This window comes from Candidatus Latescibacterota bacterium (assembly GCA_019038625.1).
In the GTDB taxonomy this organism is placed as follows: Bacteria; Krumholzibacteriota; Krumholzibacteriia; order Krumholzibacteriales; family Krumholzibacteriaceae; genus JAGLYV01.
The window spans coordinates 23,301-35,205 of sequence record JAHOYU010000105.1 but is presented as its reverse complement, the minus strand read 5'-3'; the positions used below and the strand labels follow the sequence as shown (position 1 = coordinate 35,205).

The 11,905-nt window shown below is 48.3% G+C and carries 11 protein-coding genes; all 11 read right to left on the bottom strand.

The genetic code is table 11. The features are described 5' to 3' along the window. On the bottom strand, window positions 1-649 hold a 649-nt coding region (locus tag KOO63_08060; protein MBU8921758.1), incomplete at its 3' end, for a hypothetical protein. Between the two features lie 259 nt (window positions 650-908). Then, a complete protein-coding gene (locus KOO63_08055; protein ID MBU8921757.1) occupies window positions 909-3,065 on the bottom strand; it encodes a hypothetical protein in 2,157 nt (718 codons plus the stop codon). Next, window positions 3,065-3,466, bottom strand: a complete 402-nt coding sequence (locus tag KOO63_08050) for a hypothetical protein (GenBank protein ID MBU8921756.1) — start codon at window positions 3,464-3,466, stop codon at window positions 3,065-3,067. Before KOO63_08050 ends, KOO63_08055 begins: the two co-directional genes overlap by 1 nt. 396 nt (window positions 3,467-3,862) lie before the next feature. Continuing rightward, a complete protein-coding gene (locus KOO63_08045) occupies window positions 3,863-4,264 on the bottom strand; it encodes a hypothetical protein (GenBank protein MBU8921755.1) in 402 nt (133 codons plus the stop codon). Window positions 4,265-4,413: 149 nt separating this feature from the next. Further along, a complete protein-coding gene (locus tag KOO63_08040; GenBank protein MBU8921754.1) occupies window positions 4,414-5,469 on the bottom strand; it encodes a metallophosphoesterase in 1,056 nt (351 codons plus the stop codon). 20 nt (window positions 5,470-5,489) lie between these two features. Beyond that, window positions 5,490-5,945 (bottom strand): hypothetical protein, encoded by a 456-nt coding sequence (locus tag KOO63_08035; protein MBU8921753.1) that lies wholly within the window; start codon window positions 5,943-5,945, stop codon window positions 5,490-5,492. Between the two features lie 469 nt (window positions 5,946-6,414). Continuing rightward, window positions 6,415-6,930 (bottom strand): hypothetical protein, encoded by a 516-nt coding sequence (locus KOO63_08030; GenBank protein MBU8921752.1) that lies wholly within the window; start codon window positions 6,928-6,930, stop codon window positions 6,415-6,417. After that, window positions 6,930-7,658, bottom strand: a complete 729-nt coding sequence (locus tag KOO63_08025) for a hypothetical protein (protein ID MBU8921751.1) — start codon at window positions 7,656-7,658, stop codon at window positions 6,930-6,932. Before KOO63_08025 ends, KOO63_08030 begins: the two co-directional genes overlap by 1 nt. A 1-nt stretch (window position 7,659) precedes the next feature. Next, a complete protein-coding gene (locus KOO63_08020; protein MBU8921750.1) occupies window positions 7,660-7,863 on the bottom strand; it encodes a hypothetical protein in 204 nt (67 codons plus the stop codon). Continuing rightward, a complete protein-coding gene (locus KOO63_08015) occupies window positions 7,863-9,920 on the bottom strand; it encodes a hypothetical protein (GenBank protein MBU8921749.1) in 2,058 nt (685 codons plus the stop codon). The genes KOO63_08020 and KOO63_08015 overlap by 1 nt, the downstream gene beginning before the upstream one ends. Then, on the bottom strand, window positions 9,880-11,865 hold the full coding sequence (locus tag KOO63_08010; GenBank protein MBU8921748.1) for a hypothetical protein: 1,986 nt from the start codon (window positions 11,863-11,865) through the stop codon (window positions 9,880-9,882). The genes KOO63_08015 and KOO63_08010 overlap by 41 nt, the downstream gene beginning before the upstream one ends. Window positions 11,866-11,905 lie beyond the last annotated feature (40 nt).

Sequence of the window (11,905 nt, the reverse complement as noted above, 5' to 3'; positions counted from 1 at the left end):
TGTTTACAGGGTAAGTGTAGATATAATCTTTCTGATCACGATCGTCCCACAACACGTCGCGTCCTTGGCGGGCTCCTGGATAGTTGACCTTGTATTTTCCGATCTTGGTAGGAATCAACAAGTCAGTATAGTCAAAACGCATGAAACAAACCGACGCTCCACGAAGCTGGTGTCCGTGTCGTCGTTGTAAGGCATCATACGTTTCCCAGTCCTGGGTCATCAACGCACGTTGCTGCTCATATTCAAGATGAGCAATGTCTTTAACAGCCATGATGCCTTTGTACCAGTCGCGATAGCTATAGTCAATAGTTCCTACGAAGAACGTTTGGTTTCCAGATGCGCCTTCAGCTGGGTTCTCGAAGTCTTGTCCTACCGCCAAGAACGGCCTGTAGACTGTTTCGATTGCCTCACCGTCGAAGGTATTCCGCTCATCAATCACTAGGATGTTTGCGCGCGCCCCGCGCACCGCTTCTTCGTTATTCGTCGGCAGTGTAAAGACAGTAGAATTGCTTGTGAAATCTATATACCACATATCCGGTTCGTGCTTAATAGTCTTGACGTGTTGGATAGATTTACGAGCAAAATGCGCGGGCAGTTTTTGACTGCCCAGTCTGCCCATTATCAGTCGCTCACTATCTTTGAGAATCAACTTACCTCCACGAAACCTACTAGCGGAGGCTACAAGGATGCGCGACCCTCGGAACAACAACCCTCTTAGCGGCGTAAACAGTGACCCAATTGTGAATGTCTTTGAGACACCACGGGAACACTTGAACGTGTGATCTCTGTAGCCTGACCATGCTGCTTCCAACATAGCTGACTCATGTGGTGGGACAATGATACCGAACAAGATTCGAGCCGCGTGAGTAGGGTGTCTTCGTAAAAAGGCCATGTAACGGCCATGTGTTCTAAGTACTTGCTCCGTCGCTGCTGGTACTCGTCGCATCTTCTTCGGCATCTAGATCCTCCATCTCCGCAGGCATAATGTCTTCTTCGGTCACAGTGATGTTACCTAAGGTGGCACCTTCGCGTACCACTCCATCATCGACGAAATCGACTCCTTCAATCCCTTCCAGGCCGAATCCATACACTGCTTGTGCTTGAACTAACGCCTGCTCTATTTCTTCTGGTGTAAACCCGCCTAACAAAGTGTAACTCTCACCGCAATTTTCTACAACAATATTAGCGCTAGTTACAAAGTTATGGTTTGCTTCTACTTCAAAACAGTACATCCTTCTGTCGTCAACTTCACAAGGCTCGACCACTGCTTTACAATAGGAATACTCGTTTGCTGAACCTAATTGCCACAGCGACGCATCGTAGTTGCCTCTAAACTGCTCGGGTAGTTTATACTGCATAGACTCTGGAATGTAAGCGGAAATAAGGTTAAAAAACCTGCCCGCTGAGTCATGCGTAACTTGTTTATTGCTGGTCTTATTGGTTATTGCTAGGACTTTTGTGTTACAGCCCTGTCCGGCGCTGTTAAACTGTGCAGTTATGGCATACCTCCGCAACAGTTGCTCTAGAATCAAGACTAGATTGTCTTGCTTAAAGGAATGTGTAGCAATACGAACTGTCTGTTTGTTCACCAATGAACCATCGTCCATATACCACGTAGCTAAAACCATAGGTGTTAAATCTAAAAACTCTGGAATCACTTTTTTACCATTTGGATACCACTCGTTTCTCAATTTGCGAACAAACGGATACTGCAAAGTTCTAAAGGAAAACCCAGCTTTACTGGTGTTTCGTTCAGGGAACGACTGAACAACACCACGTAAACCCTTAAACGATGCAACTTTCAGATCAAACCACTCTTTTTGTTTTGCACTATGTTTGAAACAAAAACCGCTACGAATACTGGCATCACCTAACAAAGTCCCGACCAGGACCTGATACTGTTGCTCATTAGGTGCAGGAGCACGTACAACGATCTCGTTCTCTGTGGTTAACTGATCAGCACGACACAGACCTGTTCTCGTATAGATTTTATGATCATTGGACACGATTACTGACTCGGTTTTGTTATTCTTACGACCTCTTGCACCTTCATATGAAACCTTAAACCACTTTACTTTATCAGTCCTACTCGTATACCAGGAAAGAATGGGTCGCGCCTCAAACTTACCGGTCAAAGGATCAAGAGAAATCACCCTCTCGGAGCTTGAGTTTTGCACAATCTTTTTTATAGGAACCCACGTTCCGTCTTCTAAACACACCTTCTGATCCCCTTGTAAGCAACGGCAGGTAAACTCTACTGGACGATTACGTGTCATGTGCCACAGCTCCCAGGCATTTAGCTGAGGTGTGCTGTCCGGACGCAATGCGTTCAGCTGGTGGTATTTTTGTAATAGCTCACGCAACGCATCAATACGTTCGAAGTCCTGCCACCAATCACCGAACTCCTCCATCGACGCTATCAAGCTACCGACATCGGAATTTTGCGCTTCTTTCTGTTTGGTAAGTAGCATCTTCGGAGAGATCTCAAGGAAGTTCATGATCGCGTCAATCTGCTTCTGCATCTCAGCTCTAACCTTGGTTAGCAGCTCAAGCGTCTTACCTGTCGCAGCCATGAAATCCAGGCTCATCATCCCACTCTTGATGATAAGCTCTGCTAGCTCTGTTACCTTTGGTGCGTACACAGGACTATCAAGGTGAGGGTATTTAGCTACCAAATTTTCTATGTACGCATCCTGTCGTCTATCCACTTCAGTAATAGGTATAGGAGGTACTTGTTCCGCTGTGATCTGCGAGAAGGTACGCTTGTTACGGGTGGTCTTGGGACGGCCGGCAGGGTTCTTCTTCTTGCCTACGCCCTTCTTCAAGTCGAAACCGGCTAACTGATTCACACGCTTAAAGAAATCGTTCGAAATCTGTGGCCATGCTTCGCCGTTTAGCTTCGTTCCCTTTGTGGCTGCATCCAAAACTTTGTTAGCATGCCCAAGTGGGTCTTCGACGTTAGTCATCGACGTACTAATCCACCACGTCAACTGCTCTCGCCAATGGTTGAATTCGCCTTCTGTGAAGTCCTTACCTACGTCAAACTCTTGTATCAGCCTAGCCATTACCCTTCCTCACCTTCTGCTGTATCAACCGGAGGGCCGACATTAGGGAGGTCTGGATATACCACATTGTAATTAGAATCCACCTGTAAGCCCATCGCATATAACGCCTCCAAAGACGACAGCTGGGACTTGCCTAGGTTACGCGAACCTATGACGGTCAATACCTTGTTACGAATAGTATTGCGTATAGCTGAGTCTTTTTTCGTAGGATCAAACCTACTTGTGTCAAGTCTGCGATCGGCATGTAGCCGCAATCGCACCTCTTGTGATACGTCTTTTCGTAAATCTTCATCTCCGCCTGTGTATTTTACGGAGATGGCGATGATTAATTTGTCATAGTCGGCAATCTCGTCCCACGACATGCCGAATTCTCTGGTCGGTTTGTCTATCTTTTCTGTCATTTAGCATCGCTCCCTCTAATATAAGTCTTCTTGAGGGCAGCTTTAGGGCAACTTTGGGTATTATTCAACCAAGTTGGAGGAAGTTGCTCTAATTGAGACCGATGTAGTCGTAATCTCTGCAGAATCTTGTGAATTCGCACCCCAAAGGTACGCGGAGACAGTGGATTGTCCTTCTCGCGACCATCGTATTTGCAGCTTATGTGTGCTGCGATCTCTACTAGTGTCCATCCTTGCGCCCACATCTCTATGGTTTCCTGCTCTTTGTCCGTGAGTATAGCAAGGAACTGATCAAAAACCACCCGATCGAGTACCGAATTTTCTATATCCGGTACTTCTTCGATCTCGTGTCCGCGATGTACCATCGGCATCCGTATACCCCCATCCACCCTTGTAAGTTTAGTGTGCAGACTCATCGCTGTTGAGAATCCACCACGCATGCCATACGGCGATAGCATCGGCTATATCGTCATCGTTATGCTTCTTACTCTTACCTTTGCTATACTTCAGACCCAGGCCGTACAGCTTATTAATCCGTTTCACCATTATCTGTTTGTTGTCATCGTGCTTTGCTTTAGTGTTCTTCTTGACTATTGATTTCTTGACCCCCATCAACTTCTTTATCTGTCGAGGATCAATAAACCAGTCAGCTTCGATATCCAGTTCGAGAGTTCTGTAAGCGGCCTCTTCGGCGATCGCCACGAACTTAGAGAGGTTTGCCAGTACGTTGCTGTTACGTCCCAGAAATGGCTTTTCTATCAGCAACACCTCTGGGTCGTATTCGCTAAATAACTCAGACAACCGCTCTCCAAATTCATGCAATCGTCGCCCACGGCTATGCCGTAAGTTCGAGATAAACTTACCCCACTCCAACAACTCTCGTCCTTCCCCGTACGCCCAACCCGTTGAAGAGCCGGATACGTCTAACGCAATTACTCGCATATGCCCCCTTAGGTTTTGTAGATTTTGCCTCTGAATATGGCCCGACCGTCACCAATCTCTACTATCGACGGCTCAATGACAGGCCTTTCACCTGATCTATCTACTGACAAAACCGAGAAGCCATGCTGCCAGTTGGAGGTGCGTCCATCGACATAAGGAATGTCGTAGCGACACAAACAACCGTTATCTATCCCGAACAGGGGCTGCTCACCGAGATATCTCGAGCGTCCGGTGCTCTTTCTATACAGCCCTAGTCTGTGAGAGTGACCAAGTACCATCGACATGCCTAGGTCATCTACGTGCGCAAATGCGGTCATACCAGAATGCTTACGAACCTTGTGGCCGTGTGCAAAGACGATACCAAGCTCTTCGTCCAGCTCTTCCGACACGTTCTTGTAAGCCCACTGTTTCATATGGTTGACCTCGAGATCAGCCAGGAGGAACAGCTTTTCCATGTCCAGGACTTCATATAGAATAGGATCATGACGTATCAAGTGCTTTTCTAGACGCTGCTCGTGGTTTCCGCGATACCATACCAAATCTGCATTAGGCGCCGCTGCACGAACGTTCCCCAAGATCTCAGCTGCATGCTTTACATCCTCTAGCCATGTTGGGATACCTGGTAGTTTGTCGAAGCTACCGAAGTGGTCTAGGTTAATAACGTCTCCCAGCAACACAACCTTATCAGGCTGTAAATCCTCGATCACCCTATAGAACACTTCACATGACGGTTCGTGTGCATATGGAGCATGAAAGTCACTCCCAATCACTACCTGCTCTGTGTCGCGTTTGGGTGCTTTCCTGATTTTACGTTTAGGTACGTTCACTACTATTGTGGGCAGGTCGACCTGCTCTTTGGCTATTTGCATTCTCCTACGCTCCTCCGGCACGGGCGCTGAGTGTGCTCCCTGTCCAGATCCGCGTAATTCCCCGAGCACCTTGCGTACGGCCCATTCCGTCGCCTCTGCTCGTCTCATAATCTCCCGACGCCCATATAGCCATTTACCTGTCTTTGGGTTTTTCTTTACGGCTAACTCTCTGATCACCTTATATTTTTTGTCCATGACTTCTCCGAAAAAAGAAATTAATCAGTTTTTTCCACCAGGGCAACTATGTGGGCTAAACTGGCTTCCTCCTGCAAACGCAAGGTCTCTTTGGTAGTCTCCAGCTCTTCGGTGATATCCTCATCCTCTCCACCGCCAAATGAATTGGAGGCTTCTAGGATCTCAATCGTCCTGTCAAAGCGTAGTCTATCAAGCAGTACGGCTTCGTGCTGTTCTGCTGCTACGCGTAGCTGATAAGACAATACTCGTAATTCTGCCATTGTTCGGCCGAAGGCTTCATTCATAAGCTCAGAAATGGTTGTTTTTTGGGTTTTGATATTGCGTAAACCATCCAGGCACGTGTCAACGATGTCTTTCTCACCCATACGGTCATGTTTGGTGATCATCAGCTGGAACGCTGCCTCTTCTCCCGTAAGCCTATCCCACTCCTGCAACGCAGCTCCTACCTTGCTGCCGAACGTCAATAACCTCTCCATCAGTTGCCTCCCATGTATATAAGTCCTCTTAAGTCTCCCATTACCGCACTTCTCTAAAAAAGAATCTCCCACCTAGCCGCAGCACCTTCAATTTGGCGATCGTGTGCTTACGATGACACTCATTGCATAGCAACATGTAGTCATCTACGACCTCCACTCTATTGGGGTGTGTAGAGCGGGCTTCGTAGTGTGCAGGCTGCAGTCCCTCGTCTGAGTTGCAGTGGATGCACGCGTAATCATCCCGCTCCAATAGCTCCCTATAGAGGACTTTAGATATTACCGATCCTTCACTCATAGTCCTCTCCAGGCGAATCTTCCTTGGCTGCGCGGCGCCTGATCTTCTCCCAAGGGACCAGCTCGTCCTCAGTGGAGTAGGGCTCAGCATATTGGCCGCACTTTACACACCGCACCGCATATGTGGACACACACTCTACAACAGATCCACACGCTTCGCATACCTGTTCTTCACTCATACCTGTTCCCTCAGCTCAAACTTATGCCAGTTGATGTACTGTACCAACCAGTCGGTGGTTTTCTCTAGAGCACGTCGCATAATCTCAGCTTGTGCACGTTCCGTCAACCAAAAGGATTTGCTATCTTCAGCCTCACGCTGTTTGTCGGCTATATCCGACAAATCCACTGCTTCCTCAGGAGTTGCTTTGCTGAGAGCAAACACACTCATAGTCTGTTGATTTTTAGCAACACTAGTAGGAAGTGCTTTAAGACTCTCTGTCAGCATTGTGCGAGCCACTATAAATTGCTCCAAAGAATTTTTATGCATCTCCAAAGACCGTAGAGCGGCAGCCTCAGTCTCTATATGTGCCACTGCTTCCAGTACGTCTTCAGAAATTGTTCCGTACCAATTGCGAGCTCGAACCAACGAACGCGCGACTTCAGCTGGATTGGCGTACGCTACATCCTCAGTTACCTCTTGCGTCGGAATCAAAAAATCATTCCAGAACCGTTTCCTCATTTCCTTATCCATCAAAACTCCTTTGTGAAGCCTGCAGTCAGTGCAGGCACGCCTTCTGTAACTCGCTGCGAACCTTCTACGAAGCCATACAATCCCCAAAACATCCTCAAGTTCATTCCACCCTTCACAGCCCATTTAGCCTGGCCCAGCTCGTAGTACGCCCCTACATAAGGTATCAAACGTTTCTGTGGTGCTGGTAATCGCGCGAACGGCGCTTCGATTTCCGTCTCGCCTCCTCGATAACGCACAGCGAACACCGCCATCTCTGGTGCCACGCGCAACACCGCTACTGTCAGCTCTAGTGGAGCAGGATCAAACACATAAGCCAGATCTAATGCCGCACAACAAGGAGGGGCTGTAATTGTCGCTGTCAACACTCCGCTCGTTGTCGTATCCACCACATGACCTATACGCGTCGAATCGCTCAACACCTCAACCAGGACTGGAATAGTCTCAGCTGGTGCTGGTTCTGGGTCCACATGAATGATAGCAGCGGCTATCAACTCTGCGCCTAGTTCTTTTTCAATTTCCAATGCATCAGCTAGACTGTCTTTCTCGATATCACGCTGAGCAAGCCTTGCTACAGTTACGGAATCCACTACGACCACTGAGTCGTAGCTGAACCGTGTCTCTGCTAGCTCTGAGCGTAAACCGTCCATCTGTCCTTGGGTATATTTCACGTACCCAAATATAGCTATTGCAACGACTATCCACAAAGGGACTTTCTTAATCCATTTCATACTACCCTCTCTTTACAACCGGAAGGCTGCGCACTCGTGCTTCTTTAACAGAAAGGAACACGGTGCGGCCGGCTTTGCTGGTGAGGATGGTATAGTTGCATACCATGCACTCTGATTTTAAGGTGATCGGATCTTCTTTAATTGGTGTCAGTTTTTCACAATGGGCACAGAACAGATAAGGCCACGTGCGCTCATCTACCACCATTATTCTTTCTCCCATCTGTTGTAAATTCCGCCCTCAGCAGCACACGGTATGGTAGACATGAAAGCGTTTCCGGCTGCTTCCATTAGCTCTTGTGTATACGCACTCACTGCTTCTGCTTCATCTTTTCGGCATCGAAGTACTAATTCATCATGCACCTGATTAATGATCGCCGCGTGATGCCCTTCCTGCTTGATACGACGATGCACGTCTACGGATGCTTTCTTCAGAATGTCAGCTGCAGTACTCTGAATCGGATGATTCCGGCCGTCTGTGTACGAAGATCCATGATAGACCTTGAAGTATCTTTTGCGACCGTTTCTAGAAACACTGTAGCTAACATACCCACGCTTGTTGACTAGGCGTCCAGCCTTGCCCTTTACGTCTTCCTCAGTCAACTTCGAGTTGCGTTCAAACATCTCTTTTAGTTTGTCATACACCTTGCTCTCTGGTTCATGTGCAGCTCGCTCATCGTATAAGGTCCTATTCGAACCTAAGGGATTAGCTATCTCACTCAAAGAGTCCAGTGTCTGTTTAATACCAGGACATGTCTCGAAGATACCTTCCCACAGGGAGTCGCTTTCATCCTGTGTGATGTGAGTTGGTGTATCTTTCAGGAATCCCTCTTCATTAAGGTTCAAGTCAAGAAGCATGTTCCTGTAGAACTTGTTCTTGCCTGTTCCGTAAGACGTACCCAGGATTCCGATCTTCGTCTTGGTACGCAACTCAGACGGCCGTCCTGGTGCCTTGCTAACAGTTTCCCCGTAGATAACAGAACCCAGTGCATTGTAGATATCACCGTTGTTCGTGAATGTCTCTACGTATGTTGGATCTTGAGACATGTCCCCTAGAATACGTGGTTCGATCGCCTTCAGATCCCATACGATGAACACATCTCCATCGTCAGGGATAAAACAGTGTCTGTACTTCGACAATCGCGGAATGTTCTGAAGATTCACTCTCTTCGATGTGCCGGTGCTAAAGCCTCGCTGCCCAGAACTTAAGCGTCCTGTATGTGTAGTGGCCTGCGTAAAATCGCTATGAATATGCCCAGTAACGGGATGTATAGCTTCTAAGAATCCGAGGCCGTATGTATTCGCGCGTTTACGGAAGATACGATACGCGATCAATGCCTGAGCAAGCTCACGTGGAATCTGTCCGTTGATGGCCGCTAGGGCCACTTCTTCCGAATCGGTGCTCTGCAGAGTGCGATACCCCAAACCGACGAGACGCTTCAGCACCTGCTGCCATGACCCGTAATTCAGACTACGCACCGTCTGCGCCTTACCAAACATGTCGCCTTGACTAACCTTCTCCACTTGGAACAGCTTATCAAGTAACTTCTCTTGTTCAGCTGCGCTACGCAGTGCCTGCTGGTACAGACCAGTCCATGCTTCTGCGTCGATTCGCATTCCCTCTAGTTCCATGTCTGCGAGGACAGGAATGAAGGCATGCTCTAGTGACAAGGTGTTACTCAGTCCGCGTTCGCGTATCTTAGCCTTCTGATGACGCGCAATTTGCACGGGGTAGATACAATCCCCTGCTGCGTATCTAAGCTGCCGCTCCGAAAACATGCCTACGCCTGTTTTACCGAAACCTGTACGCAAATTGTGGTCTTTGTCGATCTCTATACCGAGATAAAACTGGGCTAGGGCGCCCATACTAGCACCGCCCATAAGAATACCGCAACGCATTACTTGTTCAGCGATCATGGTATCTGCTACGTTCTCAAAGCTCCAATTCCTCTGGTGCTTCAAGAACTTCAAATCAAATTTGATGTTCTGACCCAGCTTCAAATACTCTGGATCTTCCATTATCGGTTTCAGGGGTTCGATGTCTACAGCCCGTACATCTATCACCCATTGCTTCTCGGTATTTCCGATCTGCATTAGTACTATATCGTTCGAGAACGGATCAAGACCTGTAGTCTCGAGATCCACTACAAACGACTTGTGGTTTTGCATCCACGCCTTCACCCTTTCGAGTGAAGACGCTTCAGTAATGTATTCATAGTTAAACTCAGTCCTCAATGTCATCAAACCCGCGCCCGCTAAGTTCATAAAGGTTGTCTGCGTCCACCCCAGCGTCCCCAGCCCAGATACCCGCTGGTTCCCACTTGAATATGCACTGCTCCAACTCGAACTTGAAATTCAACGCCTGCGGTCTGTGCCGCTCCTTGTGGATGCGCCAACGGCGTACCACTGTCCCAGGAGCTGCTGTACCTCGGATGTAATGAATCACGTCCGCATGCTGTTCGATGTTACCTGTGTCCTTCAGCCAGGAGTCTAGGTCGTCGTTACCTTCGTACGTCTCTTCGCCGCGATTGAACTGTGCAAGCGCTACTACGGGCACATCTAGAATCTTGGCGATATTTTTGTACGCGTAGATAACTGCATCTACAGCCTCTTTCTGAGACTCACGACCTTGCTTTTTAACCAACTGTAGATAGTCTACCCACATCGGACCTTGTCCGTGCTGGAATACAAGCTCTCCGGCTTGATCAAGCATTTGCTCAACCATACATGTTGTGTCATCTATATAGATCGGAAGAGTGCTCAGCTCTTTGGCAGCATCGTTCACTCGCTTCCATTCCGCTGGCCCTAACTTACCTGTGGTGATCAACGTCAGGTCCACGCCGCTGATCCGCGCCAAGTACCGCAAGGCTAGCTGTTCAGCGCTCATCTCCAGGGAGAAGACATATTGTGGAACCTTTATGCTGGCACCTCTATAAGAAGAGTCGATCATGACTCCTGTCTTACCCATACTACGACGTGCAGCGACGATCACGAGATCTTTCGGTCTGAGCTCAGTAGCGTCATCAAGTACGTCATAGCCCCATGTGAAACCCATCCTCTGGCCACTGTCAATCTCTTTGGCTACATCCAGGGCCACGGAGGCCAGTTCTACGCCAGTGTAAACCAGGCCGGTCTGCTGCTGCTGTAGTTTCTCTAGTGGTATCTTGGCTAGTTGCCACGGATAGTCATATCCAAACTCTTGACAGACACAGTCTTCAGGACATCCACCGAACTTCTCGCGTATCGTGTCGCAACGCATAGGTAGGTCTTTTTTCAACGCTACATCGAACTTGGCCTGTGTCTGCTTCTCATTATACTTAGACGACTTGGAACTGAAAGTATGTGCCAGAACTTCGCCGTTTTTAATCTGAGCAAACTGACCCAAAGCTGCGTGCCACTCGGACTCGTCCATACTATCAGGGTTCTCCAGCATTCCTCTTAGCCACGAACAACCGTATTGCGACAACAGCTTCATACCCCCTGCCGTCTTCTTCATCTTCTTGTTGTTTTTACCGCCGGATGTGCGCTTCTGCGGAGCTGGAAGACTCTTAGCGATCTCTCGCACTGCTCCTGACAGATTTCTCTGTAACAAGAGCTTGCCTATCAATTCACTCTGCTTTGGCAAGCATTCACCGTCTTCAGAGATGAATACGGTGCGTTCCTTTGCTATCAGCTCAGGCCCGTTCAGTGGTAAGCCCACCAAGCTGCCATAACTGTCACCTGCATCATTTTGAACAGGAAACAACCTGTCATAGCTCGATACACGATCTTTGACCGTAACTGAAAACTCAGGAATCACACTACCGATTACAAAACGCAGCAGCTTCGCTGAAATCATCGTATCAAAGAAGAACCACAGATGGACACCATTTCCACTCTGTGATCGTTCCAGGACGCTACTCAATCCTAGCTTCGTAAGGGCTGCACTCTTGACCACCAGGGCATCCTTGAGAGGATCGCCCTTCTTGCCATCAAAGTCAACCACCGCACACATCGTCTCTGTGCCATCGAGCACATAGATGCCTGCGGCTATCTCACCAGCGAGATGAGCTTCCAGGACCTCTGGTGTAAAGGGTAAGTCTTCCTCCCCGTCTCTGTTGGGGATGAACACCTTCCCACCATCAGCTTTCATGATCTTAATAGCGTACGCACTCCTCCGACCTTGGAAGAGTTCAAACATCTGTTCTGCGACTTCTCTACGTGTGCTCACTCGGTGTCCTTTCTTAGCATGTAATATAACACATTCGTCT